This window comes from Achromobacter spanius, from assembly GCF_002966795.1.
Classification (GTDB): Bacteria; Pseudomonadota; Gammaproteobacteria; order Burkholderiales; family Burkholderiaceae_B; genus Achromobacter; species Achromobacter spanius_D.
The window spans coordinates 4437611-4456981 of record NZ_CP023270.1 but is presented as its reverse complement, the minus strand read 5'-3'; the positions used below and the strand labels follow the sequence as shown (position 1 = coordinate 4456981).

Below are 19371 nucleotides of genomic sequence, written 5' to 3'. Positions count from 1 at the left end.
TCGGCCACCAAGTTGGCGGTTGATAGAATACCGACCACGAAATGTCCCTCCAGAGCAGCATCATGCCGGTCAAGAACAAGGTAACCATCCTGGACGTAGCCAAACTTGCCGGCGTATCGCAGGGCAGTGTTTCGCGCGTGGTCACCGGCAAGAACTGGGTCTCCGAGGATCTTAGAGAACGCGTTGAAGCGGCGGTCAAGCAACTCGGCTTCCGACCGAATGCCAATGCCCAGGGATTGAAGAGTCAGCGGTCGCGCGCCGTGGCTGCCCTTGTGTCGGACATCTCGAATCCGCTGCACGGCCGCTTTCTGGCCAGCGCCGAAGGCGTGCTGAGCCAGGCCGGTTACCTGCTGTTTGTGTCCAGCACGCATAATCTGCTGGACCGGGAGCTGGATCTGCTCAAGGGTTACAGCGCCGGCCGGGTGGATGGGCTGATCGTCGCGCACAGCGACGAGGGCAACAAAAGCCTGAGCCGCGCCCTCAAGGCCTCGAACCTGCCCATTGTCTTTCACGATCGTGACCCCCATGGCATCGGCGACACCGTCATCTGCGACCATGCGAAGGGCGCATTCGACGCAACAACGTATCTCGCGTCGCTCGGCCACCGACGGATCGCGGTGATGACGCCGCCGGCGGCCATTCGTCCGGGGCGCGAACGGCTTCTGGGCTACAAGGAAGCGCTGTCGGCTGCCAAAGTGCGCCTTGATGAACGGCTCGTCGCCACCGTCGACGCCTCGGACGAACGGGCTTATGAAGTGGCTCGGACGTTGCTGGCCTCGGTGCGCACCCGACCCAGCGCGATCATCTGCCTGGGCACGAGAATGCTTGCCGGTGTCCTTGAGGCCTGCGCCGATGCCGGCCTCAGCATTCCTCGGGATATTTCGCTGATCGGCATCGGGGACACTGATCTGGTTCGCCTGCATCATCCCCCCATCACCACGGTGCGCTGGGACATCGAAGATTGCGGTCGGCAGGCTGCCGATTTGATGCTCGACCGGCTGGATCCCGCGCGAGGCGCGGCCGGCAGCAAGATTCAGGTACGGCACGCGGCGGTGGAACTGGTCACTCGCGGATCCTGCGCGCCTCCCCGGTCCTAGCCTTGCTCGCCCATCCCGTCCTCCACGGGAATGTCGAATGTCAGCAGGAAGTTGCACACGAGCTGATAAAACCCAACGATGAAAACAAGATCCGCGACGCCGCGCACGCCCAGATCGCGTAGCGCCCGTTCGCGGTGCTCGCCGCGCAAAGCATGATCCGACAACAGCATGTCGGTCCACGCGATGATGTCGCTCTCTTGCTGCGACAATCCTTGTTGCTGGCCTTCGAATACGCCGGCCGCGGTGATTGCGGCCTCCGATAGACCGACCGAACGCGCAATGCGGCGGTGGTGAAACAGCTCGTAGTTCGAACCATAGGCCTCACCGACCCGCAGAATGATGAGCTCGCGATGCGGCGCGGCGATCGTGCACGCCTTGGTTGCATCGGCCATTCCGAAGTAGGCCGGCGCGAAGTCTTGCGCGTGCATCACCATGCGAAAGACGTTCAAAGGTTTCCTGGACGCGGAGAGCGTCTGAAGGTTGCTCGGCAGGTTCTCTAGATCGGGATACGCAATCACTACTTGTCTCCTTGTGTGAAAAAGTCGGCGCGTGGCTCGCCGATGAATAAATCGGGGCCTCTTGCCAGCGACTAATAACGATATTAGTATTTATCAACCCTGTTGAACAGGGATCGAGAAGTTGTCCAAAACAACGAGGAGACAAGCTATGGTCACAAGAAGGACGGTGCTCGCAACGCTCATGGGCGGCGCCGGCGCATTGATTGCCCCTGGCATGCTGCGTGCGCAGGGTAATTTCCCCGACAAGCCGGTCAGGATCATCGTGCCTAATCCGCCGGGCGGCGCCTCGGACGTGATCTCTCGCGTCCTGGCCGCCAAGCTGAGCAACGCTTGGGGGCAGACGGTCATCGTCGAGAACCGCCCCGGTGCAGGCGGAAGCATCGGAGCGCAGTATGTCGCCGGTCAGAAGAACGATGGCACCACATTGCTGATGGGCGGTATCGCCTCTCACGCGATCAACCCGGCGCTCTACAAGAACATCGGCTACGACCCTATCAAGGACTTCACGCCTGTCGCGCTGATCGGCACGTTGTCCAACGCACTCCTGGTCCGGCCCGACTTTCCGGCCTCGAACGTCCAGGAACTGATCGCGCTCGCCAAGGCCAAGCCCGGCACGCACATGTACGCCTCTGTAGGCAATGGAACGTCGCCACACTTGTCCGGCGCGCTGTTCTGCCAGATGGCCAACATCCAGATGATCCATGTTCCCTACAAGGGAAGCTCGGCAGCGCTGAACGACCTGCTGGGAGGGCAGATCGAAATGGGTTTTGACAATCTGTCGGCAGGCCTTCCTTACGTGAAGGACGGGAAGCTCAAGGCCCTGGCTGTCACGACTGCGGAGCGATCTCCGCTGGTTCCCGACGTTCCGACCATCGCCGAATCCGGGCTGCCGGGGTATGAGATTACGTCCTGGCCCGGGCTGCTCGGGCCCGCCGGCATGGATCCAACAGTCACGGACTTCATCAACGAGTCAGTCAACAAGGTGCTTCGCGATCCTGAATTCCAAGCCCAACTGCTCACGCTTGGAACGACGGCGCGTCCGATGACGGCCGCGGAATTCAAGGAGTTCCTGAAGGGCCAGGTCGCCAAGTACAAACAGATCGCCGATCGGGCGGGGCTCAAACTGGGTTGAAGCAATGGATCAACGATTGAGTAAACAAGTGGCGGTCGTTCTAGGCGCCGGAAATCCCGAACAAGGCCGAGGGAACGGGGGAGCCTGCGCCGAGCGATATGCCGCTGAAGGCGCGTCCGTCGTGTGTGTCGACCGCGACGCGGCAGCGGCAGAACGCACAATGTCCGCGATTCAACAGGCGGGTGGTTCCGCCATATCCTTCGTTGCGGACGTAACGAAGAAGGCCGACTTGATAGCCCTTAGGCAAGCCGTTGTGGAACGTTATGGCCGGGTCGATGTGCTGCATAACAACGTGGGCGTCGAGGACGTCGCGGAGCTACCAGACATCAGTGAGGCGCGTTGGGACTTCGTACATGAGGTCAACCTCAAAAGCGTCATGCTGGCTTGCCAGCAGTTCATTCCCCTGATGGTTGAACATGGCAGCGGGGTGGTGACCAACATTTCCTCGACGGCTAGTTTGCGCACGGGCACGCAACCCTACCTGTCCTATTGCACGTCAAAAGCGGGGCTGAACCACCTCGGCCGGGTGCTGGCCAGGCGGTACGCGGCCGACGGCGTGAGGGTGAACACAATTCTGCCCGGCATGATCCGCACTGCACACGCGCTCCGCCTGTACGAAGACTACGAGAAGGCAAATGCTGAACGAGACGCGCGGTGCCCGACAGGTTCACAGGGAACGCCCGAGGACATTGCGGCCGCCGCGGCGTTTCTCGCCAGCCAGGACGCAAAGTACATCACCGGAATCGAACTGCGGGTGGATGGCGGCCTGTCCGTCTGACCACACGGAAATCGCAATCAAACTAAGGGAAGCAGCTAATGAGCAAGTCGTTTGGAACCATCCGCCAAGTGGGCTATGTGGTCAAGGATATCGAGAAGGCAATGGAGCACTGGGCCAAGGTGCTTCACGTCGGGCCGTGGTTCTATCGGGTCGACGCCACGCCTACCACCTTTACTTATTACGGAAAGGCGTCAACGCCGCCCAAGATGTCAATCGCAGTCGCCAACTCGGGCGACATGCAGGTCGAACTGATCCAGCAGCACGACGACGCCGACTCGCTATACCGAGATTCGCTGCTGAGCGCCGGCGAGTGCACCCAGCACATCGCGTACTGGACAGAAGATGGATTCGACGAAATGCGCAGTCAGCTTCTTGCTGAGGGTTACCAGGAAGGCCACGCCGGCCAAATGGGGCAGCGAGGACGCTTCACCTATCTGGTCCACCCGGATCTTCCGAGCGCAATCATCGAAATTTCGGAGACCCGCGGTGGGAAGGGCGAATACTTCAAGAGGGTGTTCGCAGCCGCCCAGGACTGGGATGGCACGGATCCTATCCGTCGCGTTTGAAGTTCAAGTAGATGCTGGCTAATCGATGACCAACAAGGAAATTGTATGAACAAAGCCTTTACGTTGAATGAGCAGGAACGCCTGCTCACGGTCAACATTCGCGACACGGTTCCTCTGCCTGGCGCCGCCGACGGATATACGTTGGTGCCGCTATTTCTGGATCGCGAAAACGGTGTGTGGGTGCTGTACGGAATTTTCCAGCCCGGCGTAAAGTTGCCGACGCATTTCCACACAGGCACGGTGCACTTCTTTACGACAAAGGGGCAATGGAATTATGACGAGTACCCTGAAGATCCGCAGACTGCTGGCAGCTACCTGTACGAGCCGGGCGGCTCCATGCACACCTTTTCGGTGCCGGCCGATGCAGAGGAACCTGCCGAGGGCTTCATGGTCGTTCACGGCGCGAATATCAATTTCGTAGACGGAAAGATCCACAGCATTCGCGACGCTGGCGCGATCGAGGATGGGTTGCTCGAAGCGGTAAAGGCTGGGCTGGGCCCGATGCCAAAGTACTTCCGACCCGCTGGGGGAGCGGTTGCCAGCAAGGCGTAGACCTGCAGTTGGACGCGCGCTCGGCTAACCGGTCCTCAGTGCTCCAGTGAAACGAGAAGAGGGCGCGTCGCAATTGCCTGCGCCCTCCGGCCGGCGCGCCTAGCCGATCACAGATGACTTGCCGCGCACATTCACAGGGGATCCCGGCTCGCTCGTAAATTCCACTTCAATTCGGCAAGGCATGCCCATGTCTTCGCCTTGCAGGATGACGATTTCGCCATGTGCTTTCCGGCCCAGGTCGCGCAGCATGCCGGCAAAGGCCGCGGCGGCCGCGCCGGTTGCCGGGTCCTCCAGGACACCGCCAATGGCAAACGCGTTGCGCGCGTGGAACAGGGTATCGGTCTCGCTGAACACGAACGCGACGGTTCCGATGCGATGGGCTTGCATGAAGCGCCGTCCTTGGTCGAGGTCGTAGTCCATGCGCGCCAGCGCGGCGCGTGAAATGAGCGGGACAATCAAGTGGTCGATCCCCGCGTTGGCCATGCAGGGCGCGAGCGTGGGATCCAGGTCGTCCGGTGAGTAGCCGAAGAGTTCGAGCGCCTCGGTTAACAACCCGGGGCTGGCGAGTGCGCTGCGCGTCGGCGGCGAGCGCAGCACGCTTACCCATTCGCCATCCTGGATTTCAGCCGACACGTCTATATGGGCGTTTGCCAGAGCCAGTGGATACCGGGCCGGCCCCAAGGTCTGCCCCAGCACCGCGCCGAGCGCGATGGTCGCATGCCCGCAAAAGGCGACTTCGGCTTCAGGTGAGTAGTACCGGGTGCGCCACGAGCCATCGCCGTTTGGACAAGAGAAGACCGTTTCCGAATAGCCGACCTCGGCTGCCACCCTTTGCATTTCCTCGGGAAAAGGGAGTTGATCCGCAAGAACGACGCCGGCGGGATTTCCGCCTTGACCCTGGCTGGTGAATGCAGCGATCCGGTGAATGTGCATGAGGAGCTCTCTTTTGTCCTGATGTGACGGTTGCGTAGAGGGGGTAAGAATAAGGGCTGTTTCAGGCGCAGGCCAGGGCCAGGCCCAAGCCCAAAAACGCCGCCATTGCGGCCAGGGTCCGGAGCCGCCGTGGCGAATAGCTGAGCGTGAGGGTGGTCAGGATCGCGCCGCATGACAGCATGCCGAGCCAGACCAGTGCCGCCACCACGATGCCCCAGGCCTGCAGGCAGGCAGCCATCGCGGCAAGCGCCAGCAGCGTGGCGCCCAGACGCAAGCCGCACTTGAGCCCGGACGCTATTGTTTCGTGACCGGTTGCCTGTTCATGATGCCGGTCCATTGCCAGCGCCAGGCAGGCAAAGGCGGCGAAGGCCAGCGCGAGCGCGGCCAGGGCTGCAATCGTGGTGCTCATGCAGTCCCCATCGCCCATGCCAGCCCCGCCAGCATGGCAATGCAGGTCAGCAGCCAACGCCACGCATCTTGCGCCGCAAACACCCACAGCGCCGCCACCGTATAGATCAGAAAGCTGAGCAGGCTGGCCACGACCACCCCGATCGCTGGGCTGATAAGGCCGGCAAGCGGCAGGAGTTGAGCCAGGACGGTGGCGCCCACGGTCGCCAGCGCGTAGCCGCCCAACACCGCGCAGAGAACCCGAGCCAGCACGCGCCAGCGATGGCCGCGCGGCGCGGCCGTCACGCGTGCCTGCCGGGGAGCCGTCCAATCCCCCGCGCGCACGCGCCACGCGAGCAGGGTGAACAGGCCGCCAAGCACGATGACGGTGGACTCCACCATTGCCGCCTGCCAATCGCCGCGACTCGCATAGGCTAGCGCATGTTGCCCGGTCGTCAGCACGTTGGTCACGGGCAGCAAGAGGCACAGCAACGCGGTGCAGGCAACCTGCTCGAACCAGGCGCGCCGCACCGGTCGCACGCAGGCATGTGCCAGGCTAAAGAGCCAAGCCAGGAAGAAAGCCCGGATCTCCCAGGTGTCGCGGGCGGGCAGCGCTGCCGGGAGCAGGCGATTGGCGTGGAAGTAGGTGATGCAGGCCAGACCGGCTCCGGCAATCGCCGCCACGTTGAGCGCTTCGGCGATGCGGTAGAACGCGGGCGTGGCGGCGCCGAATTCGCTCTGGCTCTTGTTGCGCCGCTTGACGGTGTACAGCACCGCGCCCGTCGCCATCATCAGCGTGCCCGCCAGGCCGCAGAGGAAATACAACCACTTGATCGTCCAGCCTCCATACGAGGCCACATGCAGGCGCTCCATCACTTCATGAGCGGCGTCGCCCGATTGCCGGCCAGCGGCTGTATGCAGGGCGGAAAACGCGCCGCTGCCGCCGTCGAACACGGCGCGGCCGGCCGGGCTGGTGAGATCGCGTATCGTTGCCGCGGGATCCGGCCGGCCATACACGCTGATGCGCTCCCGCAGCTGTCCCGGGCGCTCAACCATGATCATGCGGGCTGGGCTTGCCAGTGCCGTCTGCGCCGCGTGCAGCAGCGCGCCCAATTGCCGGCGCGCCGGCAGACTGTCGTCCAGCTGAGGGCGCGCGGGCAATGCATCGGCGCCGGCCTGCGGCGCGCCCTGGGCAAGCTCCGCCTGCCAGCGCGCCGCCCCTTGCTCGCCATAGACGGCACGGAGCGGGCCTGGCATGTAGCTGGTGTAGAAGATTGCAAGCCCGGTATAGGCGATCATCAGCTGGAACGGCAGCGTGAGTACGGCCGATGCATTGTGGCCGTCAAGCCAGGCGCGTTGTCCGCGTCCCGGACGAAAGGTGAAGAAATCCTTGAAGATGCGCTTGTGGACAACGATGCCCGACAGCAGCGCGGCCAGCATCCCTATCGTCAGCCAGCCCACCAGCCAGAAGCCGAAAGTGCCGGCATGCAGGCTGTAGTGCAGCGTCATGAAATGGCGGCCGCCTTCGCTCTTGCGTCCCCAAGGCTGGGGTAGCAGGGAGCCGTCGCGCGGATCCATCGCGGCTTCGCGCGTGACGCCAGCGTTGGTGCGCCACACCAGCCGCATCGCGTGCGTCGTCTCTTCGGGCAGCTCGATGCGCCAGAAGCGCAAGTCGGCTTCCTGGTCAGCGAGAAAGCGCGAGGCCGCCGCCAGCACGGCCTCCTGCGGCAGCGCCAGCGGCGCGGGCGGCAAGACGGGTTCGGCCGTCATCCAGCGCGAAATAGGCCCCCGGAATACGCTGATGCTGCCGGCCAGGAAGATCAGACACAGCAGCCAGGCGCACACCAGTCCGCACCAGGTGTGCAGCCAGCTCATGCGCTGGCGCAGGCCGGCCTTCATGTCAGAACGTGCCGCGCAGCGTCAGCATGGCATTGCGGGGATCGCCGTAATGAACACCGTTGACCAGGTTGCCGACGGCGCTGTAATAGGTCTTGTCGAAGATGTTGTTGAGGTTGACCGTGGCGGCCCAATTGCGATTGATCTGGTACTTCGCATAGGCGCTCCACACCGCGCGTCCGCTCGCGTGCACGGTGGTGGCGCCGATCTGGCGCGACTGCCCGCTCTGCACATTGACGCCGCCGCCCACCGTGAAGGCGTTCAAGTCGCCGGGCAATTGATACGTGGTCCAGAGCCGGAAGATGTGCTTGGGCGTGTACCACGCGAACGCCTGGCCTTCGCTGTCCTGGTCCTTCAGGTATTTGGTTGTGTTGAAGGTGTAGCCGGCAAAGAGGTTCCAGCCGCGGGTCAGCTCGCCGCTGATCTCCGCGTCAAAGCCCTGGCTGCGGACCTTGCCCGCATCGGTGTAGCAGAAATAGCCGGCAGAGCAGGTCGGACTGGTGTTGAAGTCGACCTGGGCGCGGTTGTTCTGGTTGATCCGAAAGAGCGCGAACGCGGTATTGATGCGCCCGTCCAGCAACTCACCCTTCAAGCCCAGTTCGTAGCTTTCACCGACGATCGGCTTAAGCGACTCTCCCGCCGCATTCACCTCGATCTGCGGCTGGAAGATGTCGGTGTAGCTCACATACGTAGTCCATTGCGGCGACAGGTCCAGCATCAGGCCGGCATAAGGCGTGAAGTGGGTGTTGGCCTGTTTGGTCTGATCGTTGACGAGCTCGCCGGCTTCAGTCGTGTTGGTCGTCCAGACCCGGTTGGAACGGCTGAATCGGCCGCCCAGCACCAGCTTCAGGGGATCGGCCAGTTGCAGGCGCGTGGTGCCGTAGAAGCCCAGCTCCCGGTTCGAGCCGATGCGCGCCTCGTCAGTGTCCGCGCGTATATCGGCGGTGGTGGGCTCGGGCAGGTTCGGATTGAAATTGAACGCGTTGAAGGTCGCGTAATTGACCAGGTACGCGTAGGACGTGTCGATCTTGCTGTGTCCGTAGTTGGCGCCTACCACCACTTCGTGCGTGCGGCCGAACGCACGGAACTTGCCGGTCAGGTTCGCGTCCACGCCCGAGGTGTCGATGTCCGCCACTGTCCTGGCCACGCTGACGGTCGCCATCTGCGTCACGGGATTCACCGCCCGGCTTGACGCGGTGTACTTCAGATACTGACTTTCCTTCACGTAGGCGCCGGTCATCTTGAAGCGCCAGTCGTCATTGAACGCATGCGTGAAGTCGGCGTAGAAGCCCTGGTTCGAGGTCTCCTGCCGATTCCAGTTTGCGCCGAAGCTGGTGGACCGCTTGAAACCGACCTCTTCGCCGTTGCTGTAGCGCGGCAGGCCCGAAATCGAAGGACGGCCTCGCAGGTCTTCGTAGCTATATCCCAGATTCACCTGCGTGCGCGGCGAGAAGTCGTATTCGACCGTGGCGTAGACGGTGGTGTTTTTCAGGTTCACCCGGTCCACGAACGAGTGTTCGTCCTGGCGGTCGATCAGGGCGCGGCCACGCAGGCTGCCGTCGTCGTTCAGCAAAGCGCTGCCGTCGAGCTGCATGCCGTAACGGTCCCAGCTTCCGGCCTGGGTTTCGACCATGAAGCGGTCTTCCTGCAACGGCCGCTTGCGCACCAGGTTCACCGCGCCGCCAGGCGAACCGGAGCCTTGCAGCAGGCCGGCCGCGCCGCGCAGCACTTCGACGCGGTCATAAAACGCGGTGCCGCCCGAGTAGTTGCTGGCTCGGCCATACATGCTGCGCTCAAGCGGCACGCCGTCGTACTGGATCACGCTGTTGTTGAAGCCGCGCGAATAGATGTATTTGCCGCCCTGCGGACTCTGCTGCAAGGTCACGCCAGTGGTGTTTTCCAGCGCGTCATACACGGAGGTCAGGTTCTGCTCGTCCAGGCGCTGGCGGGTCACGACGCTGACCGATTGCGGTATGTCGCGCAGCTGCTGCTCGCCCTTGCCGATGGTGACCGCCGACGTGGTGTAGGACCCGGTGCCTTCGGTCATGAGCCGGTACTCCTGCCCCGTCACGGTGACAGGTTCGAGCATGGCCGCGCCACCGCCGGGCAGGCGCCGCACGGCGTAACCGCCGCTGGAAAGCCTGACGCCCTCGAATCCTGTACGGGACAGCAATGCGCTCAAGCCGCGCCCGGCGCTCCAGCGTCCTTGCAATCCCTCGGTCCGCAGCCCGCTCACCTGGGCGGCGTCGAACGACACATTCACGCCGGCGGCGCGGGCAAACTGGTTCAGCGCCTGCTCAAGCGGCCCGGCTTCGATGGCGAAGGTGTATTCCGTTTCTTGCGCGGCGACACCGGCCTGCGCCTGGACAGGCGGGGCGATGAAGCCAAGGGCGGCGCCGCACAGCAGGCCGGAAAGAACGGTGGTCAACACGGTCGGGACGGGCGTCAGGCGCGACGTCCTGGTGGTACGAGCGAGGGTCATTGCGAAGTCTTGATAGGCCAGGTTGAAAGATGTCTTTCCCTGTAGGCCGGTCGAAAACGCAAATCCCCTCACTTTTCATGAAAAAAAATATTGTCAGCCGCAAAACAGGGCGAAGCAGGGCTTCACGCGGGCCCGACAGCGACCCAGTAGCGGGTTCGGTAGCGCAGCCGGATTGGTAGCGTCTGGGCCAGGAATGCAAGCGTCTGGTCGGTGTCTTTCACATGATAGGTGCCCGACACGCGCAGATCGGCGACCTCCGGCGCACAACTGATGCGGCCATGGCGGTATCGCGACAATTCGGCCAGCAGGTCCGCCAGCCTCATGTCCTTGCCCTCGATCGCGCCGTCCAGCCAGGCATCGGCCACCATGGCAGGCTGGCTCATCAACCGTGCGCCCACGCGGTCCAGCCGTGCGGTCTGGCCGGTCTCGGCGATCACCGGGGCGGCACCGTCGGATGGCCGCAGCGCGACCGCGTGCTGCTGCACGCTGACCTGGGCGCAATCGTCGTCCAGGCGCACCACGAATTGAGTGCCCAGCGCCTGGACCGTGCCGAACGGCGTGCGCACGAAGAACGGCCGCCTGTTGGGTGAGCGCGCATCGGCGCCGGTCTGGATCGAGATCTCGCCGCGATAGAGCACGAGCACGCGTTTGTCGTCTTCCATCCGAACGCCCACGGCGCTGTCGGTGTTCAGCGCCAGGAAGGTGCCGTCCTCCAGTGTCACGCGGTCGCGCACGCCCACGCCGGTGCTTACGTCCGCCAGCACGCGCTGCCAGGGAGTGTGCTCGCGCACCGCCCAGCCCGTGCCCGTCAGTCCGCCCAGCAGCAGCATGCCTTTTAGCAGGACACGGCGCTGCTGCCGTCGCGCGCCGTGTGCCGTCCCCATGGCGATGAGCGTGTCCAGCGCCAGCGCTTGCGGCACTGCGGTGAAGTCGGCATTCAGCGCCTGCATGCGCACCCAGGCCCGCTCATGCACGGGCGCCGCGCGGCGCCAGCGCTCGAAGGCGGCACAGGTGTCGGGATCGGGCGAGCCGAAGTTCAGCTTGACCGACCAGGCGATGGCCTCATCGACCACTGCGGCAGGAACCGCGGCGGCCTCGCTCACACGTCACCAAACCGGTGGGCGTAGCACTGGCGCAAGCCCGCCGCCACGTAACGTTCGGCGGTGGCAAGGGAGACTCCCAGACGTTCGGCGATCTGCGGACAGCGCATGCCCTCCAGTTGCGCCCACAGAAAGGCCTGGCGCACCTTCGGCTTGAGGGAATCCAGCATTTGATCGATCTTGATGAGCGCCTCCAGCACCAGCATCCGGTTCTCGGGCGACGGCGCCAGTTCTTCGGGTGTGCGCGCCAGCACCGCGAGCCAGGTGCGCTCGAGCTCGCTGCGGCGCCAGTGGTCCACCAGCAGTCCGCGCGCGATCGTACTGAGATAGGCGCGCGGCTCGCGCGTCTCGACTACCGCCGTCCGGCCCAGCAATCGGAGGAAAACGTCGTGAGCCAGGTCGGCGGCTTCGGAGGAATTGCCTACTTGCTTGCGTATCCAGCCCCGCAGCCATCCGTGGTGGTCCGCATAGAGCGTCTCGACTTGGGCCTGCTTTGTGACGGACATCGCATACGTTTGCAAATGATAATTATTTTTATTGTAGAGAACTGCCGATGCGCAGGCAAGGCGGGAGGGGCGCTTGAACACCGTCTGTTCAGCCGCACTGAATGCGAGAAGCGGTCTGCCCAGGATTGAGCGCAGGCAATAAAGTTCGCCTTGCTTGGAGGATGATGGACGTCTTTGCTCGTGGTCGATTAGACCAGACGCGATGAGGGCGGCACGGTCTGTATGCCGCGCTAGGGCGGCATTCGAAATCCGAATGCGCCAGATACGCTTCTAGCTGCCGGTGCTGCTCGAGTGGCGCGGGTTGAAGGCCGCCGATGGTGGGCAGTGGCGCACCACGCAGGATAAGACTCTCGTGATGACAACCCGTGCTTGAAAGCGGCGTTCGGGAGCCCGCCGGCTACGTCGTATCTGGCCGATACGTGACACAGCCTGCTAGTTCGCGTCAACGTTGGCCGTCGTGCACCGAGACCGCCTCCTTCGTGAGTCCGCCCAGCCTGGAATGCACGCGGCCGCCGGTACCCATCACCAGCGCGAACAGGATCTCGTTCGCGCGCGGGGAATCCTGTATGCCGATCTCAATGCTATTGAAATGGCTGCGCACATACGAGGCATGAATGTAATGAACAGGGACCATCATGCGATAGCCGGCGACGGCCACGGCTTTGACCGCCGGCACCATGGCCTTCGGTTCACCCAGAACGCTGCGCATCGCCCAGCCGCCGGCTTCATGCCACACGGCGCCGTGCTCCATCTCGCCGTCCAGACCGACGATCGCCGCCTTGCTGTAAACCTCTACGTTCTCTTTGCCCAGCGTGTCCACCAATTCGGTGGCCAGTAGCGTGCCGAGTTCACGCAATTCGGCCATGAAGGGCATCAGGTCCGGTTCGTAGCGTCCAGCATACGGGTTCTTGATGACGGCGCATGACGCGGCGAGCTTTAGAGGACGCTCCGGCGCGGGACCGTTTTCGTGAAAGCTGGTTTCGATGATTAGGCACCGTTTGCGGATATCGATGAGCGGCATTTAGGCTCCTTGGGTTGGGGTTATTGCGGCGGAATGCCGGTTTCCTTGACGATGGCGGCCCACTTGTCGATCTCGGTGCCAATGAAGGCGCCGAATTCTGCCGGGCCTTGCGTCTTGACCGTGAGTCCCTGGCGGGCATAGGTTTCCTGCAGATCCTTGTCGGCGAGCGCAGCGTCCAGCGATTTGGCCAGGCGTTCGACGATGGGCTTGGGCAGATTGGCCGGGCCCATCAGGCCGAACCACACGGTCAGATCGAATCCGGGCGCCCCGCTTTCGTTCAGGGTGGGAATGTCGGGGGCGAGCGCGAAGCGCTCTGGTGTGCTGACGCCATACGTTTTCACCTTGCCGGCGCGCGCCTGTTGCAGGCCGTTGGCGAGATCGGTGAAGGTCAGGTCGACGGTGCCGCCGATGACGTCGGTCAGCGCCTGGGGGCCGCCTCGGTAGGGCACCGGCGTGACGTTGATGTTGCCCATCGCGGCGAGCTTGGCCCCAAACACCTGGGCGCTGCCGGAGCCGTAGGCGTAGGTCAGCTTGCCCGGATGCTGGCGGCCATAGGCGAAGAGTTCGCCCACGTTGTTTCCCGCGACTTTCGGCGTGCCCACCAGAAGGTATGGGGTTTCCGCGACGGCGCCGATCGGCGCAAGGTCCTTGGCCGGGTTATAGGGCAGATCCTTGAACAGGCTGACTCCGCTGGCCGCGGTGGACACGCCGACCACCACGAGCGTGTACCCATCGGGCTTGCTGCGGGCGACATCGTGCGTGCCGATGATGCCGTTGGCGCCTGGTTTGTTCTCCACGACCACGGGCTGACCCAGGTCGGCGGCCATGTGCTTGCCCAGGCTGCGCGCCACCACGTCGGTGATGCTACCCGGCGGGAACGGCACGACCATGCGTATCGGGTGCTCCGGATAGGTTGCCGCGAGCGCGGGTACGGCCGCGGCGAGGCCCATGGCGAGCGCCAGGGCGATGGCGGTTGCGGATCTGTGCTTCATATGTCTCCCCTCGATGGGTGTCGTTATCGGTATCGCGGTCCGCGCATGGCGCGCGGCCGTTCCATCCGTGGTCTTGATCGTGAGCCCGCGTCAGACGGCGTCGCGTTGCGCTTCCAGGTAGCGATAGATCTCCGTGTTGTCGGCAGTGGCCGGCAACGCCTGCTTCGCCTGCTGCCAGGTGGAGGCGCACAGCGAAAGCAGCGGCGCGGGCAAGCCCGCCAGTTCCTGCAGGCTATCGGCGGTGCGCAGGTCCTTGGCCATTAGCGCCAGGGCGAATCCTCCATTGAAGGAGCGCGGCACGATGAACTGTGCGAGCTTGCTCTCGGTCGCCACGTTGCGACCGCTGGATGCATTGAGAACTTGCGTGAAAACGTGCAGGTCGAGGTCCAGGCCCTGCGCGATCAGCAACGCTTCACTGGCGGCAAGCAGTCCTGCTGCGTAGACGTAGTTGTTCAGCGCCTTCATGGAATGGGCAGAGCCCACCGCTCCGGTGTGAATGAGGGTCGCGCCCATGTGGGACAGAATAGGGCGCACGCGTTCCAGATCGGTTTTTTCGCCGCCCGCCATGATGGCAAGTGTGCCGTTGGCGGCCTTGGCCACCGCGCCCGACACAGGGGCATCGATAAGCGTAATGCCGGACTCGCGCAGCCGCGGCGCGAGTCGCAGCGTTTCAGCGGGGCTCGACGACCCCATGTCGATCAGCGTCGCGCCGCGCGGGAGCAGTGCGGCCAGGCCGGGCTCGCCGCCGGCGCCTTCGATCACAGCATTGGTGATGGCGCTGTTGGGCAGCATCGTGATGATCACGCCGCAACTGGCCAGGTCGGCGAGGCTGGCCGCCGCGTGCAGGCTGCGGTCCCAGGCGGGGTGCAGCTTCAGGCTGTCCAGCCGGCGCGAATCGAGGTCATAGGCCCAGATATCGATTCCAGACGCCTGCGCCAGATTCTCCAGCATCGGTAGGCCCATCATTCCGAGCCCTATAAATCCCAGCTTCAACATCATGCAATTCCTTTATCGAGCCGCGCGGACGAAGGGGCCGGCGACGCCCTTGGATGCTACCGATGCGGCCAGGATTTCTCCTATGCTAAGTTGGCGCGGGGATATAACAATCGATTATTGGATGGAGACGATGCGGTTCAAGCTGAGACAGATGGAAGTGTTCCGGGCGGTGATGCTCACAGGTTCCATGAACGGGGCGGCCAAGCTGCTATTCGTGTCGCAACCCGCCGTCAGCCGTCTGATCGCGCACACCGAGCAAAGCCTGGGCCTGCAATTGTTCGACCGGGACAAGGGAAAGCTGACGCCCACACAGGAGGCCCGTCGCCTCTTTGATGAAGTGGGCCCCCTGTTCGAGGAAGCGCTACGGATCGACGAATTCGCGCGCGATCTGTCAGCGCGACCAGAGGGCGCGCTGACACTGTGTTCCAGCCCCAGTCTGGCGCTGAACTTTCTGCCGCCGGTACTGGCAGGCTATCTAGAGCGCTATCCGAACGTGCGGGTGAACTATCACACCACCTTGCTGGCGGACATGGCGCACGAACTGCTGGGCCGCAAGGCGGAGTTGGCGGTGTCGGTGCTGCCCATCGATCACCCCAACCTGATTGTCGAGCCGTTTGCCACGGGCGAGATGGTCTGCATCCTGCCAGAAGGGCATCCGTTGACGGCGCAGGCCGACGTCGGACTGGCCGAACTGGCCGCCTGCCGGTTGGTGCTGTACAGCCGCAACATCCCGTTCGGACGGCTGGTCGCAGCGGCTTTTCAACGGGCGGGGGTGACTTGGAACGCGTCGGTCGACATCGTGCGCGCGGAGCTTGCCTGCGCGCTGGTGCGGGCAGGCGCGGGCGTGGCCATCGTGGATCAGTTTTCGGTCGGGGGGGCGGGATGGCCGGGCGTGGCAGTTCGCCCGCTTCGCGAATCGATACCGCTGGCGTTGAGCCTGGTCCGATCTCGCTTCGATACGCCCAGCCGTCATGTGCAGCGCTTCATGCGTATGTTGAAGGAGCACGCCCGTCGCGCCACGCCCGAGTCGCGCGAGGGTGCCGGCTTCTAGGCTCTGCCGTCGTCGATGACCGCGGCTGAAGCCTCTACGCGTATGGGCTTGCCGCTGTGCTCACTCGGGGGAGATGGCGGGCCCCGCTCAGCGGGAGCGCCCCACCGTGCTATTGGACCGTGACGTGCGCCTGTTCGATGACGGTTTTCCATTTGTCGAGCTCGGCGTCGACGAACCCCGTGACCTGTGCCGGCGCGAGCTTGGCCGGCGTGGCATTGTTGTCGTTGAGCCACTTGACGTTGGCTACGGTGTTGGCGCTGTCGATGGCGATCTGGTTAAGCTTCTGCACGATGGGTGTCGGCATGTCGGCGGGGCCGAAGAGGCCTATCCAGGCCTGCGATTCATAGCTCGGATAGCCGGATTCGGCGACGGTGGGGACATCGGGCAAGCTGGGCAGGCGGTCTTTTGAGGTGACGGCCAGGGCTTTGACGTCGCCCGAGCGGATGAAGGCGGCTGCCGATGTTGCGTCCAGGAATGCCGCGGGGATCTGCGCGCCTATCAGGTCGGTGACGGCAGGCGCGGCGCCCTTGTAGGGGATATGGCGCAGATTGGCGCTGGCGACCATTTTGTAGAGTTCTCCGGACATGTGCGCCGAGCCGCCCACGCTGCTGGAGCCGAAAGCCAGACCGCCAGGTTGTTTGTTGGCGTAGGCCGTGAATTCCTTGGCGTTGAAAATGGGAGATTTGGCGGGAACGAGCAGGACATTAGGCGCGTAAGCCAGAATGGCCACGTTTGAAAAGCTTTTCTTCGGGTCATAAGGCAGGTTGGGCTGGAGGCCGGGATAGATCACGTGCTGCGTGGCCGTGACCAGCAGGTTGTAGCCGTCCGGTTTCTCGCGCGCGATGAGCGCAGTGCCGATCTGGCCGCTGGCGCCGGGCTTGTTCTGAACCACGATGGTCGTCTTCAACTCGTTGCCCAGGTCCTGAGCGAAGCGGCGCGCAACCAGATCCGTGAAACCACCAGGCGAAAACGGGACGACGATGGTGATGGGTTTGCCGCCGGGCCAATCGGCGGCAGCCGCGACTCCAGGCGCGAGCAGGGCGCTGCTGCCGCATATGATGAGGGCGGCCAGATTACGGCCCAAAGTGATGCGATGCGGTTGCTTGTCAGACACGCTTATCTCCGGTTTGTTGTATTTATCAAAACCTCTGTATATGCCAGGTCCGCTGCCCACGCAGGTCAGGTATCGATAGTGCCGGCATCCCTCGGGGACACCGTTGACGTGCTCTCCCTTATTGCGTGTGCGCGGCTTCAGGCTGAGCCATCGTGAAAACCTCGCCCCTCCTGAGCAAACTTGACGATGAGATTGGCTGGCTTCCAGTATTGGGAGCCGTGCTCGGCTTCGTACTTGCGCAGCGTCGCCAGGATGACAGGCAGGCCGATCTGGTCCGCATAGCACAGCGGGCCGCCCCGATAGGCGGGAAAGCCGTAACCTTTGAGCCAGACGACGTCGATGTCGGAGGCGCGTTCGACGATATTCTCCTCCAGGATATAGGCGGCTTCGTTGATCATGGAGTACAGGCAGCGCTCCAGAATCTCCTGGTCGGAGATCTGCCGCGCCTGCCGGCCGGAGGCGGCGCGGTGTGCGGCGACCAGTGTTTCGGCAGCAGGTGACGGCGTGGCCTTGCGGTCACCGTCATAGTCGTAGAAGCCGCCCTGGGTCTTCTGGCCCAGCCGGCCCGCGGCATACATGCGGTCCAACATGTCGCACTCGCGCTCGCGCGGCGTCAGGTTTTGCAGGCGGCTCTGGCGATTGCGCCAGCCCACGTCCAAACCTGCCAGATCCGCCATGGCGAACGGCCCCATCGGAAGGCCGAAGTCGCGCAGGACACGGTCGATCTGAAAGGGCGAGGCGCCCTCCTGGAGCAGGAAGTAGCTTTCGCGCGTACGTTTGCTCAACATGCGGTTGCCGACGAACCCGTCGCAGGACCCCACCAGCACGGCGACTTTACCGAGGCGGCGGCCCACTTCCATGACGGTGGCGCACACTTCGTCAGAGGTGACGGAGCCGCGCACGTTCTCCAGCAACTGCATGACGTGGGCGGGACTGAAAAAGTGCATCCCGACCACGTCCTGGGGCCGCCGGGTGGCGCTCGCAATATTGTCGATGTCCAGGTAAGAGGTGTTGGAGGCCAGGATGGCGCCGGGTTTGCAGACCAGATCGAGCGTCTTGAATATCTCGTGCTTGAGCCCGATTTCCTCGAACACCGCTTCAATTACCAGATCCACGTCGGCCAGGTCCTCGAAGCGTGTGCTGCCCTGTATGCATGCGAGACGCTGTTCGACGTCGCCTGCGCTGAGCCGGCCGCGCCGAGCGGAGTTGGCGTAGTTTTCTTCGATGCGGGCCAAGCCCTGACTGAGGCGCTCGGCGTCTTTCTCCAGCAGCACCACGGGTATGCCGGCGTTGGCGAAGCACATTGCAATGCCTCCGCCCATCGTGCCGGCGCCTATCACCGCCGCCCGGCTGACGGACCTGTCCTTGGCAGCAAACGGCAGCTTGTGCAACCGACGCTCGGCAAAGAAGGCATGGCGCAGTGCGCGTGACTGTGGCGATGCTTTCAGTTCATCGAACAAGGTGCGCTCGATCTGCAAGCCTTTGTGAAAGGGGTGCTCCACCGCCGCGCGTACGGCTTTCACGCAACTGAGCGGCGCTTCATAGCCGAGGTGTCGCAGCCGCAGGCTTTGCTCGGCAGCGGTAAAGAGCTCTGAATCTGCCTCGGGGGCAGTCAAGGCGCTCACCCTTCGCTGCGCCAGGTCTTTGTGCTGAACCCGCCTTGCCAAAGCCAATGCCGCGCCCGCCAGATCTGCTTCGGCAAGCTCATCCACCAAGCCGATGCGCAGCGCGTGTTGGGCCGAGATCGGCTTGCCGTCGACGATCATATCCAATGCCTCGGCCGCACCGATCAGGCGGGGCAGGCGTTGGGTTCCTCCCGCGCCGGGCAACAGGCCGAGCTTGACTTCGGGCAGACCGAAGCGGGCGTCCGGTGTGGCGATGCGGTAATGGCAGCCGAGCGCGACCTCGAGGCCGCCGCCCAGCGCGGTTCCGTGTATGGCCGCGATAACGGGCTTTTGAGTTTGTTCCAGGCACTGTATGACATCGGCCAGCTTAGGCTCTTGGGGCGGAAGTGCGAACTCTTTGATGTCGGCACCGGCAAAGAAGGTCTTTCCCTTGCACAGCAACACCAGCGCTTTGACATTCGCGTCCGTCTGCGCGGTGGCGATGGCGGATTTCAGGCCCGCCCGCACTGCCTGAGAGAGCGCATTGACAGGCGGGTTGTCGATTGAAATGCAGGCCACGTCTGCATGAAGATGGTAGGTGACGACTTGCGTGCTGGTTGTGCTGCTCATGATTGTGTCCGCGGTT

At 63.6% G+C, this 19371-nt stretch carries 18 protein-coding genes; 6 read left to right on the top strand and 12 right to left on the bottom strand.

Annotated features, from left to right (window positions below; all coding sequences use genetic code 11):
- Positions 1 to 62 precede the first annotated feature (62 nt).
- Positions 63 to 1097, top strand: a complete 1035-nt coding sequence (locus CLM73_RS20135) for a LacI family DNA-binding transcriptional regulator (RefSeq protein ID WP_158685900.1) — start codon at positions 63 to 65, stop codon at positions 1095 to 1097.
- Here the strand turns inward: CLM73_RS20135 and CLM73_RS20130 are convergent.
- Entirely contained in the window at positions 1094 to 1615 is a 522-nt protein-coding gene (locus CLM73_RS20130; protein ID WP_158685899.1) for a carboxymuconolactone decarboxylase family protein, read from the bottom strand. The two genes, CLM73_RS20135 and CLM73_RS20130, sit on opposite strands and share 4 nt — an antisense overlap.
- Positions 1616 to 1781: 166 nt before the next feature.
- Between CLM73_RS20130 and CLM73_RS20125 the strand changes: the two genes are divergently transcribed.
- The 4 genes from CLM73_RS20125 to CLM73_RS20110 are packed head-to-tail and all read left to right on the top strand — an operon-like array spanning position 1782 to position 4643.
- Positions 1782 to 2747 (top strand): Bug family tripartite tricarboxylate transporter substrate binding protein, encoded by a 966-nt coding sequence (locus CLM73_RS20125; protein ID WP_234015692.1) that lies wholly within the window; start codon positions 1782 to 1784, stop codon positions 2745 to 2747.
- Positions 2748 to 2751: 4 nt separating this feature from the next.
- Positions 2752 to 3525 (top strand): SDR family NAD(P)-dependent oxidoreductase, encoded by a 774-nt coding sequence (locus CLM73_RS20120; RefSeq protein ID WP_105239936.1) that lies wholly within the window; start codon positions 2752 to 2754, stop codon positions 3523 to 3525.
- 38 nt (positions 3526 to 3563) lie between these two features.
- Complete coding sequence (locus CLM73_RS20115; RefSeq protein WP_105239935.1) at positions 3564 to 4091, top strand: VOC family protein; 528 nt, start codon at positions 3564 to 3566, stop codon at positions 4089 to 4091.
- Positions 4092 to 4136: 45 nt separating this feature from the next.
- Complete coding sequence (locus tag CLM73_RS20110) at positions 4137 to 4643, top strand: 2,4'-dihydroxyacetophenone dioxygenase family protein (RefSeq protein ID WP_105239934.1); 507 nt, start codon at positions 4137 to 4139, stop codon at positions 4641 to 4643.
- A gap of 99 nt (positions 4644 to 4742) precedes the next feature.
- On the opposite strand, the gene CLM73_RS20105 is transcribed toward CLM73_RS20110, so the two are convergent.
- From CLM73_RS20105 to CLM73_RS20065, 9 genes are all read right to left on the bottom strand, one after another.
- Positions 4743 to 5576 carry a PhzF family phenazine biosynthesis protein gene (locus tag CLM73_RS20105; RefSeq protein WP_105239933.1) on the bottom strand — a complete coding sequence of 278 codons (834 nt, stop codon included), beginning with the start codon at positions 5574 to 5576 and terminating at the stop codon, positions 4743 to 4745.
- A 61-nt stretch (positions 5577 to 5637) separates the two neighbouring features.
- Positions 5638 to 5985 carry a DUF3325 domain-containing protein gene (locus CLM73_RS20100; RefSeq protein ID WP_105239932.1) on the bottom strand — a complete coding sequence of 116 codons (348 nt, stop codon included), beginning with the start codon at positions 5983 to 5985 and terminating at the stop codon, positions 5638 to 5640.
- Entirely contained in the window at positions 5982 to 7862 is a 1881-nt protein-coding gene (locus CLM73_RS20095; protein WP_105239931.1) for a PepSY domain-containing protein, read from the bottom strand. The genes CLM73_RS20100 and CLM73_RS20095 overlap by 4 nt, the downstream gene beginning before the upstream one ends.
- A 1-nt stretch (position 7863) precedes the next feature.
- The gene (locus tag CLM73_RS20090; RefSeq protein WP_105239930.1) at positions 7864 to 10341 is read right to left on the bottom strand and encodes a TonB-dependent siderophore receptor; all 2478 of its coding nucleotides are present in this window, start codon (positions 10339 to 10341) and stop codon (positions 7864 to 7866) included.
- 122 nt (positions 10342 to 10463) lie between these two features.
- A complete protein-coding gene (locus tag CLM73_RS20085) occupies positions 10464 to 11444 on the bottom strand; it encodes a FecR domain-containing protein (RefSeq protein ID WP_105239929.1) in 981 nt (326 codons plus the stop codon).
- Positions 11441 to 11947: a sigma-70 family RNA polymerase sigma factor gene (locus CLM73_RS20080; protein WP_105239928.1), complete on the bottom strand. Its 507-nt coding sequence runs from the start codon at positions 11945 to 11947 to the stop codon at positions 11441 to 11443. Before CLM73_RS20080 ends, CLM73_RS20085 begins: the two co-directional genes overlap by 4 nt.
- 442 nt (positions 11948 to 12389) lie before the next feature.
- Complete coding sequence (locus CLM73_RS20075; protein ID WP_105239927.1) at positions 12390 to 12968, bottom strand: amino acid synthesis family protein; 579 nt, start codon at positions 12966 to 12968, stop codon at positions 12390 to 12392.
- A gap of 20 nt (positions 12969 to 12988) precedes the next feature.
- Entirely contained in the window at positions 12989 to 13960 is a 972-nt protein-coding gene (locus tag CLM73_RS20070; RefSeq protein WP_105239926.1) for a Bug family tripartite tricarboxylate transporter substrate binding protein, read from the bottom strand.
- A gap of 90 nt (positions 13961 to 14050) precedes the next feature.
- Positions 14051 to 14959 (bottom strand): NAD(P)-dependent oxidoreductase, encoded by a 909-nt coding sequence (locus CLM73_RS20065; RefSeq protein WP_105239925.1) that lies wholly within the window; start codon positions 14957 to 14959, stop codon positions 14051 to 14053.
- Between the two features lie 127 nt (positions 14960 to 15086).
- Here CLM73_RS20065 and CLM73_RS20060 point away from each other — a divergent pair, with 127 nt between their 5' ends.
- Positions 15087 to 16007, top strand: a complete 921-nt coding sequence (locus tag CLM73_RS20060; protein WP_105239924.1) for a LysR substrate-binding domain-containing protein — start codon at positions 15087 to 15089, stop codon at positions 16005 to 16007.
- 109 nt (positions 16008 to 16116) lie between these two features.
- Here the strand turns inward: CLM73_RS20060 and CLM73_RS20055 are convergent, their stop codons facing one another.
- A complete protein-coding gene (locus tag CLM73_RS20055; protein ID WP_234015691.1) occupies positions 16117 to 17121 on the bottom strand; it encodes a Bug family tripartite tricarboxylate transporter substrate binding protein in 1005 nt (334 codons plus the stop codon).
- A 137-nt stretch (positions 17122 to 17258) separates the two neighbouring features.
- The gene (locus CLM73_RS20050) at positions 17259 to 19355 is read right to left on the bottom strand and encodes a 3-hydroxyacyl-CoA dehydrogenase NAD-binding domain-containing protein (protein ID WP_105239923.1); all 2097 of its coding nucleotides are present in this window, start codon (positions 19353 to 19355) and stop codon (positions 17259 to 17261) included.
- Positions 19356 to 19371: the final 16 nt, after the last annotated feature.

Coding starts and splice junctions, on each gene's coding strand:
- CLM73_RS20095 (WP_105239931.1), bottom strand. CDS start 7,862: ATGAAGGCCGGCCTGCGCCAGCGCATGAGCTGGCTGCACACCTGGTGC.
- CLM73_RS20075 (WP_105239927.1), bottom strand. CDS start 12,968: ATGCCGCTCATCGATATCCGCAAACGGTGCCTAATCATCGAAACCAGC.
- CLM73_RS20050 (WP_105239923.1), bottom strand. CDS start 19,355: ATGAGCAGCACAACCAGCACGCAAGTCGTCACCTACCATCTTCATGCA.
- CLM73_RS20110 (WP_105239934.1), top strand. CDS start 4,137: ATGAACAAAGCCTTTACGTTGAATGAGCAGGAACGCCTGCTCACGGTC.
- CLM73_RS20065 (WP_105239925.1), bottom strand. CDS start 14,959: ATGATGTTGAAGCTGGGATTTATAGGGCTCGGAATGATGGGCCTACCG.
- CLM73_RS20100 (WP_105239932.1), bottom strand. CDS start 5,985: ATGAGCACCACGATTGCAGCCCTGGCCGCGCTCGCGCTGGCCTTCGCC.
- CLM73_RS20120 (WP_105239936.1), top strand. CDS start 2,752: ATGGATCAACGATTGAGTAAACAAGTGGCGGTCGTTCTAGGCGCCGGA.
- CLM73_RS20070 (WP_105239926.1), bottom strand. CDS start 13,960: ATGAAGCACAGATCCGCAACCGCCATCGCCCTGGCGCTCGCCATGGGC.
- CLM73_RS20115 (WP_105239935.1), top strand. CDS start 3,564: ATGAGCAAGTCGTTTGGAACCATCCGCCAAGTGGGCTATGTGGTCAAG.
- CLM73_RS20090 (WP_105239930.1), bottom strand. CDS start 10,341: ATGACCCTCGCTCGTACCACCAGGACGTCGCGCCTGACGCCCGTCCCG.
- CLM73_RS20105 (WP_105239933.1), bottom strand. CDS start 5,576: ATGCACATTCACCGGATCGCTGCATTCACCAGCCAGGGTCAAGGCGGA.
- CLM73_RS20080 (WP_105239928.1), bottom strand. CDS start 11,947: ATGTCCGTCACAAAGCAGGCCCAAGTCGAGACGCTCTATGCGGACCAC.
- CLM73_RS20135 (WP_158685900.1), top strand. CDS start 63: ATGCCGGTCAAGAACAAGGTAACCATCCTGGACGTAGCCAAACTTGCC.
- CLM73_RS20060 (WP_105239924.1), top strand. CDS start 15,087: ATGCGGTTCAAGCTGAGACAGATGGAAGTGTTCCGGGCGGTGATGCTC.